Below are 18,619 nucleotides of genomic sequence, written 5' to 3' on the forward strand. Positions count from 1 at the left end.
TGGTGCGGTGGACGACCTGGATATCCGGCTGCTGCGCTACTTCGTCGCGGTGGCTGAGGAGCTCCATTTCGGCCGCGCCGCGCAGCGACTGTTCATCGCGCAACAGGCACTGAGCCGCGACATCCGCCGGCTGGAAGACCGTTTGGGTGTCAGGCTGCTGGATCGGACCACTCGCCAGGTCGAGCTGACGCCGTCCGGCCAGAAGTTCCTGGCCCGTACTCGGGAGTTGCTGAAGCTGCACGACCAGGTCGTGCGAGAACTCCGCGGCGAGGCTCCGTCCTTGACGGTGGACGTGGTCGGCCCCGGCCTCAGTCCTGCCCTCGTGCTCGCCGCCGCACGGCTGCATGCGCCCGATCTGGAGTTCTTCGCCCGCTTCCATACCGGTGGTGAGGACGCGATACCGCTGCTCCTGGCGGAGCGACTCGACGTTACCTTCGGTCGGGTACCCGGTACGGCGGATGGTCTGCGGCAACGCCTCGTACGGTACGAACCGCTGGCCGTGTTACTACCTCACCTGCATCCACTGGCCGAGCTCGCCGTCGTACCGCTGGAGTCCTTGCGTGGTACTGCACTGTGTTCGCGGGCGGGGAATCACGCAACGCCGGGCTGGGAGCACGCCGTACGGCAACTCCTGGCGTCGATCGGGGTCGATCCCGCCGGCGCACATCCGCACGTCGAGGGGAACGACGAACTCGCGCAGCACATCCGGAACCGGAATGCGCCGATCTTGACGATGAGTACGCAACGGCCCGTTGCCGGTGCTGTACTACGTCCACTCGTGGACCCCGTTGCCCTGTATCCGTGGACGATGATCTGGCGGGCCGATCTCCGCCACCCCGGCCTCGACGCCCTCCACCGAGCAGTCGACGAGCTGTCGAGTACTGACTGGTTGGCAGTTCCAGACGGAGCATGGCTGCCTGAGCCCGAAGCCACCGCACGCTGACCAGTCCCCATAAACACACGCGGCTTTCATTTCGCTTTCATCAAAGCCAGCCCCAATTCGACCGCTGTAGAAAGGATCACGGCCGCCACGCGTAATTCTTTCCCTCGCGCTACTTGTAGGCGACTGCTGCGCTTGCGGGACCTGTGAGGGGCAGGACCTCGACGTTGCGGAAGCCTGCCTCGCGGCACCATCCGGCGAAATCGGCGCCGGTGAAGTCGAACGCGTCACCGAACTCGATCAGCATGTTGAGCGACATCATCAGTCCGAATGAGTTCTCGCGCCGGGCGTCGTCGATCAGGTTCTCGATGACTATGTAGGCGCCGCCGTCGGGGAGCGCCTCGTAGGCCGCCCGGACCAGGCGCTGTTTCCGTTCCAGGTTCCAGTCGTGGAGGATCATGCCCATCGTTATCACGTCCGCTTGCGGAAGCGGGTCGGCGAAGAAGTCACCGGAGGCGATGCTGATGCGGTCGTCCAGTCCCGCTGCGGCGACTGCCCGCTCGGCGATCGGGGCTACGACGGGCAGGTCGAAGGTCGTCAAGCGCAGGTGTGGGTGGTGGCCGGCGAGCACGGCGCACAGCTGTCCGGTTGCGCCGCCTATGTCGCAGACAGTCTTGTAGCGTGAAAAGTCGAACGTCTCGGCGAGCGCTTCGAAGTTGCCGAGCGACAAGCCCGTCATCCCCTGCATGAACTGCTCGAGTCGCGCCGGGTCGCCGTAGAGCTCCTCGAACATCTGCTTGCCCGTGTGCTTCACCTCGTTCTGTGGCTTGCCCGATTTGAGCGCCTCTGTCAGGTCGCCCCAGAAGCCGTAGAGCCGTGCATTCGACATCTCGAGGATGCCGCCTATGTACGTGGGGCTCCGCTTGTCGAGGAAGGCCGCGGTTTCCGCGGTGTTGCAGTAACGGCCTTCACTTCCTTCGCCGTCGCGTTCGAGGAACCCGAGCGCGACGAGCGCGTCGAGGAAGTCGAGAATCCCACGCGGATGAAGGCCAAGCGCGTCGCGGATCGCCTCGGCGGTCATCGAGTCGTCGCCGAGCTCTGTGAAGAGTTCGAGCTCGACGGCCGAGAGGAGCGTCTTCGAGGGCCAGAACCCCATGCCCACCTGCATTATGTGAGCGGGGTCGAGTTGCGTCTGCGCCATAGATTTCTCCGTTACTGGTCAGCGAGCAGCAGGCGGGCCCGCAGGAGCGGTGGAGACAGCTGACCGAATCCGCGGACGTCTGGTGTCTGGACCAGAGCGCCGGACCTGTCATCGGTCAGCTCTTTGCGCGGCAGGCTTCGCCTTGGATTCGGGTGACGAAGTGGTCGGTCTCGAAGTGTTGGCTGAGGTAGGTGAAGCCGGTTGCACCTTCGTAACGGCCGGTGCCGCCGGTGAACTCCTGGGTGCCGCCGGCGTGGCCGAGGCCGGTGGTGGTGTTGACGTTGCCGATGCTGGTCTCGAGGGCCGTCAGCGTCGCCCCGTCCTTGAAGGTGTACGTGATCGTGCCGCTGACTGCGCGATAGCCGGGTGATGTCGACGGTGGATCGGCACGGGAGCCGAGCACGAACACGGTCTTCGCGTCGAAGCCGTGTTTACCGCGGGCGGTGCCGATGACGCAGGCCTGGGCCGGGGGCGGGCAGCCCTCCGTGACGACCTTGTCGTAGATCGTCGCGTCGATCTGCTCGCATCGGGGCGAGGCGTTGGCCATGGATGTGCCGACGACGGCGCAGGCAGAGGCGATCGCGAATGCGGCGATGCGCAGGGATTTCATCGGGCCTCCTGGTGATGGGTGTCCGCGGCAGCTTAGGAACGGCGCCGACCCGGTGGCACGGCCGGTTCGAGCTGTTCTGCGCCAGTCCAATCTCGATCAGATAACGCGGCGCAGCGCGGCAAGTCCGTCGGGGATCCGTTCGGACGCGATGGCGCCGTACCCGAAGACGAAGCCGTTCGGACCGGAGCGGTCGATCCCCCAGCGCGAGATCGTGCCAACGCTCACGCCCGCCGCAAGAGCGCGCGCGGCGAGGATCGTGTCATCCGGTTGTCCGGGCGCGAGCAGCGCGGCCATATGCGTTCCGCCGATGGACTCGATCGGCTCGAGGATGCCGGCGAAGTGCTCGCGCAGAGTGCCGATCAGCAAGTGATGCCGGCGCTCGTACGCGCGCCGCATCCGCCGGATGTGGCGAGCCAGGCCGCCCTCCTCGATGAAGGCTGCGAGCGCGGCCTGCAGGTGGCCGGCAGTGCCGTAGTCGGCGACGAGCTTCGCGCGGCGTGCGGCTTCACCCAACGTCGCCGGAACGCCGAGAAACCCGACCCGCAAGGCCGGCAGCAGCGTCTTGGAGAACGACCCGACGTACAGGACGCGGCCCTCACTGTCGGTCGCCTGCAGCGGCGTGAGCGGACGTCCGGTGAAGCGAAACTCCGAGTCGTAGTCGTCCTCGACGATCGCCGCGTCGTGCCGGGCGGCCCAGGCGAGTAGCGCGGTACGGCGCGACTCGGACATCGGCATGCCGAGCGGAAACTGGTGCGACGGCGTCACGTAGACCATCCGTGCCTCGGCCGGGAGTTGGTCGACAACCAGCCCCTCATTGTCGACGGGCACCCCGACGACGCGGGCTCCGTGCGCGAGGAATCCTCGGTACGCCGGCAGGTAACCGGGATCCTCGACTGCCACCGTGTCGCCCGGTTCGAGCAGAATGCGCGCGGCGATGTCGAACGCCTGCTGCGCACCCGTCGTAATCACGAGCTGCTCAGGCGCGATCCGGACGCCACGACTCACCACCAGATGCCGCGCGAGCACATCACGCAGGCGGGCCGAGCCCGCCGGGTCGGCGTAGTTGACCTCGGTACGCATGCGCAGCTGGTCGTTGAGCAGCGCCCGCCACCGTGCGAACGGGAACTGGGTGCGCCCGGGGATGCCGGGACCGAAGTCGAATTCAGGTTCCGATCTGGCGAGATCCGGAACTGCGAGCTGCTCGGCGGCCCAGATCGGGCGCGGCCGCAGCGGGGACGCGGCCGGTGCGGCCGAAGCGTGGCTACGTCGATCGATGACGATCGTTCCGATTCCGGCGCGCGAGCGGATCAGCCCGTGCGCGGCGAGCCGCTCGTACGCCGCGACCACCGTCGCCCGCGACACCGACAACCGGGCGGCGAGGTCACGCGAGGACGGCAGCACCGTTCCTGCGGGCAAAGCGTCGGTGCTGATTCGCTCGTACAGCTGTGCGTAGATCTGCTCGACCAGCCCGCCCTCCTCGCCCAGGTGCAGATGGAGATCCATCCCGGCATTCTCGCCAACGGACCGCCTCAGGGCGAAGTCCTGTACGCCGAGGCCGTCACGGCCCCGCGGCCGGAGTTTCTCCGCCTTGGGCCGAGGTCGCTCGGGTCGGCTGGGGTCAGCTGGTTGTCTTTCGCTGTGCCGCCTCCGCGGTGGCGCGGTCGGGATAGCCCGGGTGCCGGGGATCGATCAGGTCGTCGTACGTCGACGTACGCGAGACGAAGTCGGCCACGAAGGGGCAGATGGCAGTCACGGTGCCTTCGCGCGTACGGATCTCGTCGAACACTCGCCGGATCATCGCGCTCGCCACGCCCTGGTGTTGATGACCAGCTTCGACTTCGGTGTGCCGGAGGGCGTAGCGGTTGGGCCTCAGGCGGGTGTAGTAGAGCCAGCCGACCAGGTGTTCGTCGCGGTGGAGTTCGAAGCGACCTTGCTCGGTGTTGTCGATCAGCTCTTCCTCGCTCATCGGCCCCTCACTTTCATCGTGGTTCCTCATTGTGTACGGCGTCTGGGTTGCGGGCGGCGAGAACAGTGATCACAGTTGCCCCGAGGGCAAGGACGCCGTACCCCAGGGCGATCTGCGGCGGTGGGAACGTCTTCGAGAGTTGGCCGGAGATCAGGCTCGGAAAGGCGGCGGAGCTGTAGCAGATGAGGTAGATGACGCTGAAGATCGCAGCGCGGTCGGCCACGGTGCTGCCGTGCAGCAGTCCGCGGGTGGCAGCACTGATCGCGATGCCTTGCCCTGCACCGGTGACCACGGTAGCGGCGAAGACAAGGCGCAGCGCCCTGGGGTTGCGAACCGGGCGGATCGCGGGGGCAACGTTGTGCATTGACGCGTGCCTCTCTCCTGTCTCGAACACCACCAACTCGTCCATGTGTGAGTGTCGATCCGTCGCGGCGTCTTACGGAGCACGAGAACCATTCGAGCGAGGCGCGCACCCCAAAGTGGACCAAATCGTCCTCACCGGCAGGAGATGGCGGTGCCGGGCGGTGCCGGCCTGGCGGTTTGATCGATCGAAGGTCGGTGGATCGGATCGCTTCGCCGACCGGTTCCGTATCGTCGTCGAGTATGGGCGAAGAATCGGCCGGTGGTCTCCGGACCTCCGGCCTGGACCTGCACGTAGGTCAGCTCGGGCGCAATCGGCGAGCGGAGCTCATGGATGCCTTCCGGGAGGCGATCCGCACGGGACGTCTGGCGCCGGGGACCCGGGTGCCCTCGAGCCGGGTGCTGGCAGACGATCTCGGGATGGGCCGGAACACCGTCGTACGGGCCTACTCGGAGCTGATCAACGAGGGCTGGCTGCTGGCCCGGCACGGTTCCGGCACCGAAGTGGCACAGCGGGCGACGGAGCAACCGACCGAACGGCAACCACAGCGGCCGACGGCCGCACGGCCGCCGCTGATGCACGATCTGCGGCCAGGCTGGCCGGACCTGTCGTCGTTTCCGCGCCAGGAGTGGGTTCGGGCGGTGAAGCGGACGGTGACCACGGCGCCGTGCGAAGCCTTCGGGTACGCCGACCCACACGGCCACGGCGAACTGCGTGACGCCATCGCCCGGTATCTGGCTCGGGCGCGGGGACTGCGTGCGCGAGCCGACAACATCGTGGTGTGCAGCGGAGCGGCCGAAGGCTTGCGGCTCGTTGCCGCGGTGCTGGCGAAGGCCGGCGTGACGACTGTTGCGGTCGAGGAGTTCGGCCTGCAGACCCAGCGCGAGACACTGCTGCTGACCGGTCTCGACGCCGTCCCGATCTCAGTGGACGCGGACGGCGCCGACGTGTCCACGCTCGACGACGCGCCCATCCCGGGAGCGGTTCTGCTCACGCCGTCGCACCAGTTCCCCTTGGGCGTGGCCCTGCAGTCCGACCGGCGGGCCGCGGTCGTGGACTGGGCACGGCGCCGGGACGCGCTGATCATCGAGGACGACTACGACGGGGAGTTCCGCTACGACCGATCTCCGGTGGGCGCGTTGCAGGGGCTGGATCACGACCGCGTGATCTACCTCGGAACCGCGAGCAAGTCGCTGGCGCCCGGCCTGCGCCTCGGGTGGCTTGTCGTCCCCGATCACCTGGTCGAGTCGACTCTCGCGGAGAAGGGGTGGGCGGAGGAGACCGTCGGATTCGTCAACCAGCTGGCGATGACCGATTTCGTCGAGTCGGGGGCGTACGACCGGCACATTCGCGCGATGCGTTCGCAGTACAGCCGCCGGCGGCGGCAACTGGTCGACGCGATCAGCCGGCACGCGCCGTGGGTACGGGTGACCGGGATGGCCGCCGGACTGCACATCGTTGTCGAACACCCCCGCCGGACCGGCGCCGAGCTCGTGTGCCGCGCCGCCGAGGAACAACTGACGATCGAACCGCTCGACGCCTTCCGGCACCCTGGATCCCGCTCGGATCGTGACGGCGTGGCCATCGGATTCGCCACACCGTCGGCCAGCGCCTGGTCGGGCGCCCTGGACGCACTGGTCCGCACTCTGCGATGAACCCCTGAGTGGTCCCCGTTCGCACGGCCCAAGTGGACCCAGATTCCAAGTCGTCAGCGGGTTAGCGTCAACCAATTGGACTACCGGTCCAGAGAAGTTGCCGGGACCTCGATCGGCAACCTGCGGAAAGGGTGCCGGATGAAGGCGATTGTGGTGGCCGATCAGGCCGCGGGAACGGCCGGGATGCGGCTGACCGAACGACCTGTGCCTGAGCCGGCGGGGAACGACGTACTGGTCGAGATTCACGCGTCGGGCTTCACTCCGGGAGAGCTTGACTGGGACACGACCTGGACCGACCGTCTCGGTCGTGACCGGACACCGTCGGTTCCCGGGCACGAACTGGCCGGAGTGGTCTGCGCTCTCGGCTACGGCACGAGGGGGCTGTCGGTCGGCCAGCGGGTTTTCGGCCTCGCTGACTGGACCCGCGACGGCACCCTGGCGGAGTACGCCGCCGTCGAGGCGCGCAACCTCTCGCCGCTGCCGGGCGATGTCGACTTCACAGTGGGTGCCAGCCTGCCGATCTCAGGTCTGACCGCATGGCAGGGACTGTTCGTGCACGGTCGCCTCCAGGTGGGACAGAGCGTTCTGGTGCACGGCGCTGCCGGTGGAGTCGGCTCGATGGTGACGCAACTCGCGCGGGCGGCCGGTGCCTATGTCATCGGCACCGGACGAGCCGGCGACCGCCAGGCCGCAGTCGACCTCGGCGCCCACGAGTTCGTCGACCTCGAGGATGACTCGCTGGCAGATGTCGGTGCGGTCGACCTGGTGTTCGACATCTTCGGCGGCGAGATCCAGAAGCGGTCGTCGGACCTGATTCGCGCCGGCGGAACGCTGGTGACCATTGCCGGTCCGCCAGAGGCTCGACCCGCCGACGGTCTGGCGATCGACTTCGTCGTCGAGGCGGACCGCGGTCAGCTGAGTGAGATCGCCCAGCGGGTGCGGGACGGGCGACTGCGGACGCTGATCGGGAACGTCGCGAGTCTCGACGACGCCGTCGCCGCCCTCAACCCGACCGAGCGGGTCAAAGGCAAGACGATCATCCGCGTTCGTCCTTGAGGCCGGACCCGGCGAGCCCATCGCATCAGCGCCCGGCCCGTCGCGGGGCCGAGCGGACTTCCTCTATCATGGACGATATAGTCCACTTCCGACGCCGGCGTCAGGGTGGATTCGGAAAGCGCAACAGGAGTGGTGATGACTGAGCACGTCGTTCGGCCCGATGGAACGGGCTTCTACCTCGCCGGCGGCGAGCTGACGATGGCCGGCTTCGCCGAGCAAGTCATCGCGTTCGAGCAGCCGATCGACTTCAGCATCACCGCGGGTCTGTTCGGCAGCACCGACCTGGACGTCGTGGTCGCCTCCTGGAGCAGCGCGGAGCCGGGTGATTTGAGCGGCGTGCGGTCAGAGGACGGCCTGTTGGTCCTGCCGCTGCGAACGCAGGCACTGATGCTCAATTCGCTTCCGAGTAGTACGCGGGTGCGACTGCGGACGGAGTCCTCGCTGCACGCCGCCGCGGGCACCTGGCAGCTCACTCTGCATTTCCGCAATCGGGCCGGATCTGGTCTCACCTGGCATGCCGGTCTCCCCGCTGAAGCGTTCGACGCCGGCTGGACCGCGCCGTTGGCCGATTTCTTGACCGTCGACGGCGTAGACCCCGACATACGTGAGCTGACATCAGTCACGCTGGCTCATCACGCGGACGACGAGTTCTACGAGCTCCTCGTCGACGGGCAGCGGGCAGGCATCCTCGTCTATCACGTGATCGGCTCCCACCTGTCGATCACGCACACCGTCATCGACCAAGCCTACCGCGGGCGAGGACTGTCGTGGGAGCTCATCCGGCGCGCACTCGACGACATCCGCACAAGGTTCCTGACGGTGTCGAACTACTGCGCGATCGTGCGCCAATTCGTCGAAGAGAATCCCGAGTACGGCGATCTCCTCGCCCTGCCGCGGCCGGTCTGATCCTTGGCTCGGGCAACGAACAGTCAGGACGGTGAAGCTATGGCGAAGCAGGACACGCTTGATCCCGAAACGCGTGCGCGGATCCTCGACTCCGCCGCCACGCTCTTCTACACCAAAGGAGTCGCATCAACCTCGCTCAATGACGTCCAGACGGCCAGCGGCGCCAGCGAATCGCAGCTCTCCGGTCACTTCCGGGACAAGACGAGCCTGATCCGCGCCGTCATCGACGTACAGTCCCGCTCTGTACTCGCCCGGGAGGAGAGCCGCTTGGCGGCGGTGAGCACCCTTGCCGGTCTGCGGCGCTGGCGCGACGCGCTCGTCCGGTCCAACACCCTTCAGGACGGGTCCTACGGATGCGCCCTCGGCGCGATGTCGACCGAGCTGTCCGACAAGGACGAGCGATCCCGAGCAGCACTCGCGCTGGCCTTCGGAAGCTGGCAACAGCTCATCGTCGATGCCTTGGAACGCCTACGCGATCAGGGAATCCTCGCGGCGGACGTCGACACTCACAAGCTCGGAACCGGCCTGCTGGCTGCTCTGCAAGGCGGTTACGTCCTCGCCCAGAACGCGCGCAACTCCACACCGATGGCCGACGCACTGGACATGGCATTGGACCGCATCAGCTCCTTCGCCGAGAGTGGTCGCTGACCTACTTGCCAGTTGTCGTCGCGTATGCCCGGACCGAGTCCATCGCCAGCTCGAGCGCGATCTGCATCGGTCCGGGATCTCGCGCCGCTTGAGCCAGAACGTAACCACCTTGTATCGCAGCCATGATGCCTGTCGCCAGGCGCTGGGGATCAGCCTCCGCGGACAGGGTGTTGTTGGCCTGCATCCGCTCGAGTACGGCGACCAGGAGGGAGATCCACGTGGTCAGGTGGGCGTCGAGGTCGAGTCGCGCGGCTTCATCGTGATCGGACAGTTCGGTCGACAGGGATCCCAGCTCGCAGCCCATCGCTCCGCGGCGAGCGGTGACGCGTTGCAGAATGGCCTTGCACCAGCGGTCGAGGCCGCTGAAGGAGTCGATCCGGCGGAGGTGCTGCTCCTCCCGCTCGAGCACCCGGCCGCCGCGCAGTGCGATGACCGCCTGGACCAAGGCGCTCTTCTCGGGGAAATGCCGATAGAGCTGTGACTTGCTGGTCCCGCTCGCCGCCGTCACCTCGTCGAGGGTCGTCGCGGCGGCGCCCTTGAGGGCGATCAGCTCGTCGGCGGACGCGACGATCCGAGCTCTGGTGGCCGCGCCGCGCGCGGTCAGGCGGCGGTCGACGTCGTTCACTGTCTCGGGCACGCCAAGAGCCTATCCGAGCCGAGATCGGCCGGCTCGGTGTTCGCCGGTAAGGACGTCGCACGGACGGGACACAGAGTCTGTGCAGGCCCTCTACCGGAAGGACGACAGTGCGCGCGACGATCGACGGCGTTCTCCTCGCCGATGCGGAACCGGAACACATCATCTCGATCGGGGGGAACTGTTACTTTCCCCTGGACTCGCTCACGATCGGCACGTTGACGGACAGCCCGACGCCGTACGTGTGCCCGTGGAAGGGACAAGCGCGCTACTACAGCGTGACGACCCCGCACAACCAGCACGTCGACGCCGCGTGGTGCTATCCGCATCCCAAGCAGACAGCGATCGAAACGGTGGGGCGCAACTTCACCGGATACGTCGCCTTCGACACCACTCGAGTGCTTGTCGAGTAGCCCCGAGGGCGCCGCATGCTTACGCGAGCTGCTGGTTCGGCAGGTATCCGGCGTCGGCCAGTGCCGTCCGCAACTTGCGCCGGGCGTCGAACATCATCTTGTAGATCGCATTCTGTGTCGCTCCGAGTTGATCCGCGAGCACGTCGCTGGGCATCCCGTTCAGCACCAACGCGACGAACACGGTCCGTTGCCTCGCCGTCAGTTTCTCGTCGACGGCCCGATGGACGGCTCGCATCAGATCCCTGCTCTCCGCCTGGGCCTCCGGCTCGATCCCCAGGCGTGCCGGCAGACGGTCCCAGTCCTCGTCGTCGAAGGCCATGCCGGCCCGCTGCCAGAAGTGCCGGTTGACCTTGGCCGCCACATCGAAGATCACGAACTTGTACGCCCAGGTGGTGAACTTGCAGTCGCCGCGGAACGTCTCGACCTTGCCGCAGATCGCCAGCAGGGCGTCCGCGGCAGCCTGGTGCGCGATGTCGTCCAGCTCGGGACCGGCGAGCCGCTGCCTCGCCGCTCGCCGACCCACCTCCGAACGAGCCGCACGGAGCAGTACGTCGTACAGCCGTCGGCTCGCCAACTCACGCCGTACGCCACCACCGCTCAGATCGCGAACCCAGGCTCTGTTCTCCGCCGCCGCCTCCGCAGAGAGGGCCCGTAGCTGAGGCAAGGACTCGCAGACTTCACTCTTCGTGGATCCACCCTGCCGACCCGGCGTGACAATAACATGGACGACATCGTCCTTTTAGGAGGTCGTCCACTCAGGAATGTCAATTCAACTGGTCGGTCTAGTCCAACCCGATCTGAAGCGCCCCTGGAACGACGCCAGCGGGCGACACTCTGACACCCGAGAATCCTGCGGTTGATGCCCGAACTCCGGCTCACGGTTCTCATCGGCACCTATGCCCAGAAGCACTATCTCGGCGCCGCGGCGAAGAAGAACCTGACCGAGACCGTCCGTGCCTACCGCGACTACGGCCCGGGCCGGATCCCCCTGGTCCACCCGTCACCGCTCAACTTCAGGTGGCAGGCGACCCCGGGGTACTGCTCGGCCGGATCGACACCGGCCGCCTGCAGTTCGGCGTACAGATGCAGAACGCGGCCATCACCTCGTCACAGCCGACATCCCGCGGGTCAGCGGCCAGGAATCGATCAAGTGTCTCCCTCCACTCGGCCATGACTCTCACCTCTACCCGTTGGTCCGAAGGCTTGCGACGTCACCGCGCGCTCGGGCACCACCGTCGTACCGAACGCCGCGGGCGCGGAAGGCATCGCCGCCACCTGACCACCGCGTCGCCACGATGAGCGTCCTCCGTCTTACGGCCGCGGCGGTAAGAACCTGCCTCAGCTCGACGCTAACCAGTCACGAACCCCTAGTGGAGGTCGATGCGATATGCCGGGCTCCGAGCTCGCCGAGAAGTTCATGGCGTTGCACACCCGCGACGGTGGTCTCGTCATGCCCACCGAAACCGGTCAACGTCCTCGTGTCGCCGGCCGACGAAGTTCTCACCGTCGCCGAGCTGCCGGACGGCCGGAGTCAATCCAACCATCCACCCGTCATCAACGATCGCCCGAAGGAAGCAGATTGCCATGGATCTCGACAAGCTCATGAGCAAGCACCTCACCAGGTACTTCGATCCGAGCAGGACGATCCCCGAGGAGACCCTTCAGCAGATCTTGCGGTTTCTGCGCTCGACGCCCACGTCGACCAACATCCAGCCGAACCACTTCTACGTCATTGCCACGCCGGAAGGAAAAAGGCAGCTCGCGGACAACCTGGGCGAACGTTTCCAGGACAACTCACCGAAGATCCTGAACTCCTCACACACCATCATCCTCACCACCCGGGCACATCTGCCGGAGAGCCACGTCGAGGCGGTGTTCGGCAAGGAACGCGCGGACGGCCGGTTCCCCGACCCGGCGAAACATGAACTGTGGGAGTCGATGACCCGAGACTTCCTCGACCTGCGCAATTTCGGCTACAAGGACGTGAACCACTGGATGGAGAAGCAGACCTATCTGGTGATGGGTCTGACCATGATGGCGGCCGCCGAGCTCGGTGTCGAAGCCATGCCGCTCGAAGGGTTCGACCCCACCACTGTCGACAAGGCGTTCAAGATCCGTGAGACCGGACACGCCACCACGGTCCTGCTCGCACTCGGCTACCCCGACCCCAAGAAGCAGTACAGCAACCCGATCTCGCGGTTCGATACGGACGAACTGTTCACTTTCGTCTGATCGCAGTGAAGGCTACAACCGACTACAGGAGGCACCTGATGAAGGCGATTGTTGTGCAGGACCAGGCTGGAGGGACAGCCGGGATGACGCTGGCCGAGCGTCCGGAGCCCGCGGCCGCCATCAACGATGTCGTCGTCCGAGTTCATGCGTCGGGCTGGATCTCGACGGAGCTGGAGTGGCCGTCGACATGGACCGACCGAGCCGGCCGCGACCGTGCACCTTCGATCCCTGGGCACGAGCTGGCCGGAGTCGTGACTTCCCTCGGCTACGGTACGACGGGATTGTCCGTCGGCGAGCGCGTGTTCGGTATCGCTGACTGGCACCGCGACGGTTCGCTGGCGGAGTACGTGGCGATCGAAGCCCGCAACCTCGCGCCGCTGCCCGACGACCTCGACGTCACGGTCGGCGCGAGCCTACCGATTTCGGGGCTGACCGCGTGGCAAGGGCTGTTCCAGCACGGGCGCCTGAAGTCTGGACAGAGCGTCCTCGCGCACGGTGCGGCCGGCGCAGTCGGAACGATGGTGACGCAGCTGGCTCGCGAGGCCGGCGCCCACGTCATCGGTACCGGCCGCGCCGCCGACCGTGGGAAGGCGCTCGATTTCGGCGCCCACGAGTTCGTCGACCTCGAGAAGGACGCACTGGAGGACGTCGGTGCGGTTGATCTGGTCTTCGACGTCATCGGCGGCGACATCCAGCAAAGGTCCGCGGCCATGATCAAGGCCGGCGGATCACTGGTATCGATCGTCGGCCCGGTCGAGGCCGCGCCGGCCGACGGCCGGGTGGTGGACTTCGTCGTCGAGGCCGATCGCGGCCAACTGACCGAGATCGCCCGGCGGGTGCAAGACGGAAGACTGCGCACGAACATCGGAACGACCACGACACTCGACGACGCCGTCGCCACCTTCAACTCCACCGAGCGAGCCAAGGGCAAGACGGTCGTTCTCATCAAGCCGTGAGACAGCAACGGACCTCTGATCAACCAAGACGCACCTCACAGGCACAACTGCTGATGAGTCCAGTGGGTGCGGAGCCAGCGGTCGTGAGTCGCCAGAACCGTCGTGCGGTCATCGATACATCGTCCAGCACTCGCCGAGTGCCGAACGTGCGGACCAGATCCCGAGCGATCAAGGCCGGTCCGCGACCATCCGCAGGTAGATCAGCCACGGCCATCGGCGCCTCGAATGTCCTGAGCGCTTGCCTCGAGCAACCGCCGTTCGTCGAGGCGGAGCCATCTGGACGCCTTGATCTCGGTGAGGAAGCGGTCGTCATGGCTCACGACGACGAACGCACCTTCGTAGGCGTTCAAGGCGCTTTCGAGCTGGCTCACGCTGAGGAGATCGAGGTTGTTGGTCGGTTCATCCAGGAGAAGCAGCTGCGGCGCAGGTTCGGCGTACAGGACGCAGGCGAGGGTCGCGCGGAGGCGCTCGCCGCCGGACAGCACACCGACCGGTAGATGGATCCGTGAGCCGCGGAAGAGGAACCGGGCCAGGAGGTTCATCCGTTGTGCTTGCAGCATGCCGGGGGCGAAGGCGGCGAGATTCTCGGCGATGGTGCGGTCGAGATCGAGCAGATCCAGGCGTTGGGAGAGGTAGGCGATGCGGCCCTCAGCTCGTCTGATCTCGCCTGCCGAGGAGGTGAGGTCGCCGTGGATCAGCCTGAGAAGGGTGGACTTCCCGGCGCCGTTGGGGCCGATGAGCGCGATGCGTTCCGGGCCGCGGATGGTGAGGTCGGCGTCGGCGATGATCTCGCGGCCGCCCAGCTCGACCCGAATACCCTCGCTGTGGAACAGCGTGCGGCCTGCCGGCACGTTCGTCGCGGGGAGTTGCAGGGCGATCTTCTGCTCGTCCCGGACCGCCCGGCCGGCCTCGTCGAGCCGGGCCTTGGCATCGCTGACCCGCGCGGTGTGCGTCTCGTTCGCCTTGCCTGCCGACTCCTGCGCGTTGCGCTTCATCGTCCCGGCGAAGATCTTCGGCAGGCCCGCGTTGCCCAGGTTCTTGCTCGCGTTGCCGGCTCGCCGCGCGGCACGTTCGCGGGCCTGCTGGAGTTCACGCTTCTCCCGCTTGACCTCCTGTTCGGCGTTCCGCACGTTCTTCTCGGCGACCTCGCGGGCTGCTTGCACGGCGTCCTCGTACGCCGTGAAGTTGCCGCCGTAGGTGTGGATCTCGCCGCGATCCAGCTCGGCGATGCGGTCCGTCCGGTCGAGCAGCGCGCGGTCGTGGCTGACCAGAACCAGGCAGCCGGTCCAGTCCTCGAGTACGTCGTACAGCTTGCGCCGGGCAACCAAGTCGAGGTTGTTGGTCGGTTCGTCGAGGAGCAGGACGTCCGGTCGCCTGAGCAACTGGGCCGCTAGGCCGAGTGAGATGACCTGGCCACCGCTGAGCGTACTCAGGTTCCGCTCGAGCTCGAGATGGCCGAGGCCGAGCCGGTCGAGCTGGCCGATCGTGCGCTCCTCGATGTCCCAGTCGTCGCCGACGGTGGTGAAGTGTTCCTCCGCGACGTCGCCGGATTCGATCGCGTTGAGCGCCTGGATGATCGGCGCGACGCCGAGCACCTCCGCGACGGTCAGATCGCCGGCCAGGGGCAAAGTTTGCGGCAGATAGCCGACCACGCCTTCGACGGAGACGTTGCCCGCCGTGGGGCTGAGTTCGCCGGCGATCAGCTTTAGCAGAGTGCTCTTGCCGGCGCCGTTCGGCGCGACGAGACCGGTGCGCCCGGCACCGAACGCGAACGACAGCCCGTCGAAGACAGGCGTGTCGTCAGGCCAGGAGAAGGACAGATCGGACACAACGACAAAGGCGTCAGACATGCAGAAGACCTCGAGGTGAGCTGCCGAGCAGGCAACAGCCGCCGCTCAGCGGGAGACGGGATGGCGGAACGACAAAATGGCCACGGCTGCACGAGCCAGCGGCCTGTCACCTCGGGACTCACCCGGAGATGTCGTCTTCACCCACCACGTCTGATCTCCTCCAGAAATCTCGCCTTCCACGGTAGCAAACGTTCCCCGCCGCGAACTTCAGGGGCGGGAGGGCCACGTACGATGCCTTTCCAGCTGTGTGTGACCAGGTCAGAAGTGGATGGACGGGGTCGCGAAGTGAGTGGGACGGAGAGGACGGGTATGCCGGAGGGCATCGATCAGGAGAGGCTGGACCGTGCGTACGCGCGGCTCGCCGAATATCACAACGAGGATCTCCCGCAAGGCATCCCTCCGGTCGCCGCGGAGATGTTCGCGGGCTACCGGGTCACGCCGTACGAGGAGTGGCTGATCTTCAACTCCGCGGACGGTTTCACCAACCAGACCTTCCTGGTCAGTGATCAGATGGTCTACGAGTCGCCGGGCTGGGAATCGTACGACGACGCCCTCACCGAGGCCCGCGCGTTGAAGGCGGCCGGCGCCACCCGCCGCCCCGACGCCCCGGACGACGAGGACGACGAGGACGACGAGGACGACGAGGACGACTGATCTGCGGCCCTTCAGGAATCCGAAGGCCGCCCCTCGGTCATGGGGTCGTGACTGAGGTGACGGTGGATCCGGTGACGTATGTCGGCCAGACGCCGACCGGCACGTTGACCTTGCCGTTCGTGTCCGGGGTGTAGGTCGTCGAGACTCCGTAGAGGTTGGTGACCTGGATCGGGCCGGTCGCGTTGATTGTGACTGTGGTGCCAGGGCCGCTGGCTGCCCAGATCGCCCGAAGTGGTGTGCCGTCGTTGGCGGCGAAGACCTGGTCGATCAGCCCGTTGCCCGGGAACTCCTGGCCGAGGAACGTCGCGCCGCGGAGCTGGCGAGCGCCGGTGGCGTAGGCGACGTACGACGGTTTGGGTGTGTATGCACCGAGAGCATCGGCCGGGTTGTGTACGAGACCGAAGTTGTCCTCCTTGTCCGCCGGGTCGATGCCGTCGTTCATGAAGTCGTAGAGGTAGTACCGGTCGACGCCGCGGCCGAGGACGGCGAGCTGGGCCCGGGCGGCGTACATGGCCTGGGTCGGCTCGCTGACGTTGCTCTGGTAAGTCCCCGTGTACCAGCCGGACTCGGTGACCCAGATCGGCTTGTCCACGCCGCCGTTGTACTGCCGGATCAACGCCCGGACCCGGTCGATCGCGGCGCTGAGCCCCTCGGGAGCGTTCAGGAAGTTGTACGGGTGGATGGACACCACATCGAGGTACTTCAGCCCGCCGAGTTGGCAGAACGCCTCGAACCAGGCCACCTGGGTGACGTCGGTGTCACCGCCGCCGACGATCGTCAGCCCCGGGTGGTTGGCCTTCAGCTTCGGGTACGTTGCCTTCAGCAACGCGAGATAACTCTCCGGTGTCTTGTTGGACGGGCCGGCCGCGTTGACATCCCACTCGTTCCAGATCGCCAGGTTCTTGATCTGCGGGAACTGCGTGGCGAGGGCGTCGGCGTAGTTGGCGAACGCGGCTCGGCCGGTGTCGGTGAACGGTGCGTCGAAGTAGTCCTCCGGTACGTCGTCGTACAGCGAGTTGCCGTAGTCGGCGATCAGCAGCGGGTCGATGCCGTTCGCCTGCCAGGACTGGAGGTAGTTGGTGACCTTCGCCGGAAAGGCGTAGGTCCCACGGGTCGTCTCGGCCTGATACCACTGTGCTTCGTCACGCCCACCGCGGGCGCCGGACAGAGTGAGCAGTGGCATCGGGGCCGTGCTCCACGACTGGCCGAAGTGAGTACCGGCGCCAATGAGCGATGTAGCCGTGGTCGCCGCGACCGCGTCGACGTTGACCGTGGCCGTCGTACCGCCGCCGATGATCGAGCTGCGGTCCAGCGTGACCACGATCGATTTCGCCGGCCCGTGCCAGATGCCGTCGTCAGCGCCACCGAAGTGCAGGTAGCCGGTGCCGCCGTCGAACCGGGTGACGTTCAGTTGCTGCCAAGCGGTCGAGCTGGACAGCGGCAATCGTTGCTGGTGCACCTGCCCGGTGGCGTCGGTCAGCCGCAGCCCGATGGCCGACAGTTGGCTGGTTTTGACGGACAGGCTGAGGGCGGTCAGATCGACAGGAACCATGGTTCGTTGAATGGCGACGTAGTTGCCGCCGCCGGCGAAGTTTCCCGAGAGCTTGGCAGACTGGGTCCCGGCTGCGGCCGAGGTCGCGTCGAGCGCCAGGCTGCCCGTCGCGCCTGGGAACTCGCTGCCGGGATAGAACGACCAGCCCTCGGCCGCGCTTTCGTAGTCGCCGAGCGGTGTGGTCGGTTTGCCGGCCGGCGCCTTCAGTGCGAGGTCGTCCAGGTTCAGGGTCGTGGTCGTCGCGCCGGAGATGGCCGCCTTGTCCAGCACGACCTCGACCGCCTTGGCCGGGCCGTGCCAGACACCGTCGTTGGCGCCACCGAAGTGCACGTACTGCTTACCCCCGTCGAACCTCGTGACGGCCAGCGCCTGCCAGTCGGTTGCCCCGGACAACGTCAGGCGCTGCTGATGGACCTGCCCGGTGGAATCGGTCAGCCGGAACGTGAGGAACGACAGGTTCGGCGACTTCGCCCAGAAGCTGACGCTGGTCGCGTTGACCGATGCCAACGGCCGCTTGACGCTGACGTACGCGCCGCCGGCACCGAAGTTGGCGGACAGCTTTCCCGAGCTCGACCCGGAGTGATTGTTCGTGCTGTCGAGGGCGAAACTGCCGGTGGCGCCGGGATATTCGCTCCCGGGATAGAACGTCCAGCCTTCGGCGGTGTTCTCGAAGTCGCCGATCCGGTGGGACGTGAGTCCGGCGATCGGCGACGTACTGACCGGACTGACGACGGCGAACGTGGTCTGCGCGGTCGTCGTACCGGCTTGGACCGTGAGCTTGTACCACCCGCGGGTGGTGAGCGGGATCTGCAATGTGCTGGCGGCGGCCTGGGTGCCGCTGGCGACGACGGTGCCGTTGACGTCGGCCGCCGACCAGCTGACCGAGGCCGCGTCCGTGTTGAGGCCGAACCTCACCGGCTGGCCGTCGGTGAAGACGTTTCCGACAGTGATCGGCGTGAGCGTCAGTACGGCGGCCTGGGCGGTGGCAACCGTACCGAAGCCGAGGAGGCAGACTGCGAAGACGATGGCGAGTAGGCGTTTCATG

The 18,619-nt window shown here is 66.7% G+C and carries 19 protein-coding genes; 9 read left to right on the forward strand and 10 right to left on the reverse strand.

Annotation, left to right across the window (positions count from 1 at the left end; all coding sequences use genetic code 11):
• Positions 1-7 precede the first annotated feature (7 nt).
• The gene (locus EV647_RS08945; RefSeq protein ID WP_238177109.1) at positions 8-943 is read left to right on the forward strand and encodes a LysR family transcriptional regulator; all 936 of its coding nucleotides are present in this window, start codon (positions 8-10) and stop codon (positions 941-943) included.
• A gap of 109 nt (positions 944-1,052) precedes the next feature.
• Here the strand turns inward: EV647_RS08945 and EV647_RS08950 are convergent, their stop codons facing one another.
• The 5 genes from EV647_RS08950 to EV647_RS08970 form a co-directional block, all read right to left on the reverse strand.
• Positions 1,053-2,081: a methyltransferase gene (locus EV647_RS08950; RefSeq protein ID WP_134000851.1), complete on the reverse strand. Its 1,029-nt coding sequence runs from the start codon at positions 2,079-2,081 to the stop codon at positions 1,053-1,055.
• Between the two features lie 115 nt (positions 2,082-2,196).
• The gene (locus EV647_RS08955) at positions 2,197-2,691 is read right to left on the reverse strand and encodes a hypothetical protein (protein WP_134000853.1); all 495 of its coding nucleotides are present in this window, start codon (positions 2,689-2,691) and stop codon (positions 2,197-2,199) included.
• A gap of 96 nt (positions 2,692-2,787) precedes the next feature.
• Positions 2,788-4,194, reverse strand: coding sequence for a PLP-dependent aminotransferase family protein (locus tag EV647_RS08960; RefSeq protein WP_134000855.1), 1,407 nt, complete (start codon positions 4,192-4,194; stop codon positions 2,788-2,790).
• A gap of 115 nt (positions 4,195-4,309) precedes the next feature.
• Complete coding sequence (locus EV647_RS08965; RefSeq protein ID WP_166679831.1) at positions 4,310-4,657, reverse strand: GNAT family N-acetyltransferase; 348 nt, start codon at positions 4,655-4,657, stop codon at positions 4,310-4,312.
• Between the two features lie 13 nt (positions 4,658-4,670).
• The gene (locus tag EV647_RS08970; protein WP_202876082.1) at positions 4,671-5,021 is read right to left on the reverse strand and encodes a hypothetical protein; all 351 of its coding nucleotides are present in this window, start codon (positions 5,019-5,021) and stop codon (positions 4,671-4,673) included.
• Positions 5,022-5,260: 239 nt separating this feature from the next.
• On the opposite strand from EV647_RS08970, the gene EV647_RS08975 reads away from it, so the two are divergent.
• The 4 genes from EV647_RS08975 to EV647_RS08990 all read left to right on the forward strand — a co-directional run bounded on the left by EV647_RS08975 (position 5,261) and on the right by EV647_RS08990 (position 9,283).
• Positions 5,261-6,673: a PLP-dependent aminotransferase family protein gene (locus tag EV647_RS08975; protein WP_134000859.1), complete on the forward strand. Its 1,413-nt coding sequence runs from the start codon at positions 5,261-5,263 to the stop codon at positions 6,671-6,673.
• Positions 6,674-6,811: 138 nt separating this feature from the next.
• Entirely contained in the window at positions 6,812-7,729 is a 918-nt protein-coding gene (locus tag EV647_RS08980) for an NADP-dependent oxidoreductase (protein WP_134000862.1), read from the forward strand.
• Positions 7,730-7,864: 135 nt separating this feature from the next.
• Positions 7,865-8,635: a GNAT family N-acetyltransferase gene (locus tag EV647_RS08985; RefSeq protein ID WP_134000864.1), complete on the forward strand. Its 771-nt coding sequence runs from the start codon at positions 7,865-7,867 to the stop codon at positions 8,633-8,635.
• 39 nt (positions 8,636-8,674) lie between these two features.
• Positions 8,675-9,283, forward strand: coding sequence for a TetR/AcrR family transcriptional regulator (locus tag EV647_RS08990; protein ID WP_134000866.1), 609 nt, complete (start codon positions 8,675-8,677; stop codon positions 9,281-9,283).
• Position 9,284: 1 nt separating this feature from the next.
• Here the strand turns inward: EV647_RS08990 and EV647_RS08995 are convergent, their stop codons facing one another.
• Entirely contained in the window at positions 9,285-9,920 is a 636-nt protein-coding gene (locus tag EV647_RS08995; RefSeq protein ID WP_134000868.1) for a TetR/AcrR family transcriptional regulator, read from the reverse strand.
• Between the two features lie 107 nt (positions 9,921-10,027).
• Between EV647_RS08995 and EV647_RS09000 the strand changes: the two genes are divergently transcribed.
• A complete protein-coding gene (locus EV647_RS09000) occupies positions 10,028-10,330 on the forward strand; it encodes a DUF427 domain-containing protein (RefSeq protein WP_134000870.1) in 303 nt (100 codons plus the stop codon).
• Between the two features lie 19 nt (positions 10,331-10,349).
• Here EV647_RS09000 and EV647_RS09005 read toward each other — a convergent pair whose 3' ends face one another.
• Complete coding sequence (locus EV647_RS09005; RefSeq protein WP_134000872.1) at positions 10,350-10,994, reverse strand: sigma-70 family RNA polymerase sigma factor; 645 nt, start codon at positions 10,992-10,994, stop codon at positions 10,350-10,352.
• A gap of 349 nt (positions 10,995-11,343) precedes the next feature.
• A complete protein-coding gene (locus EV647_RS41920) occupies positions 11,344-11,502 on the reverse strand; it encodes a hypothetical protein (RefSeq protein WP_166680253.1) in 159 nt (52 codons plus the stop codon).
• Between the two features lie 412 nt (positions 11,503-11,914).
• On the opposite strand from EV647_RS41920, the gene EV647_RS09020 reads away from it, so the two are divergent.
• On the forward strand, positions 11,915-12,562 hold the full coding sequence (locus tag EV647_RS09020; protein WP_134000878.1) for a nitroreductase family protein: 648 nt from the start codon (positions 11,915-11,917) through the stop codon (positions 12,560-12,562).
• Positions 12,563-12,600: 38 nt separating this feature from the next.
• The gene (locus tag EV647_RS09025) at positions 12,601-13,518 is read left to right on the forward strand and encodes an NADP-dependent oxidoreductase (RefSeq protein ID WP_134000880.1); all 918 of its coding nucleotides are present in this window, start codon (positions 12,601-12,603) and stop codon (positions 13,516-13,518) included.
• Between the two features lie 200 nt (positions 13,519-13,718).
• Here the strand turns inward: EV647_RS09025 and abc-f are convergent, their stop codons facing one another.
• On the reverse strand, positions 13,719-15,368 hold the full coding sequence (abc-f, locus tag EV647_RS09035; RefSeq protein WP_134000884.1) for a ribosomal protection-like ABC-F family protein: 1,650 nt from the start codon (positions 15,366-15,368) through the stop codon (positions 13,719-13,721).
• 309 nt (positions 15,369-15,677) lie between these two features.
• Between abc-f and EV647_RS09040 the strand changes: the two genes are divergently transcribed.
• Entirely contained in the window at positions 15,678-16,022 is a 345-nt protein-coding gene (locus EV647_RS09040) for a hypothetical protein (protein WP_134000886.1), read from the forward strand.
• A 37-nt stretch (positions 16,023-16,059) separates the two neighbouring features.
• On the opposite strand, the gene EV647_RS09045 is transcribed toward EV647_RS09040, so the two are convergent.
• Positions 16,060-18,618 (reverse strand): glycosyl hydrolase, encoded by a 2,559-nt coding sequence (locus tag EV647_RS09045; RefSeq protein ID WP_134000888.1) that lies wholly within the window; start codon positions 18,616-18,618, stop codon positions 16,060-16,062.
• Position 18,619: the final 1 nt, after the last annotated feature.

This window comes from Kribbella sp. VKM Ac-2566 (assembly GCF_004366005.1).
In the GTDB taxonomy this organism is placed as follows: domain Bacteria; phylum Actinomycetota; class Actinomycetes; order Propionibacteriales; family Kribbellaceae; genus Kribbella; species Kribbella pratensis.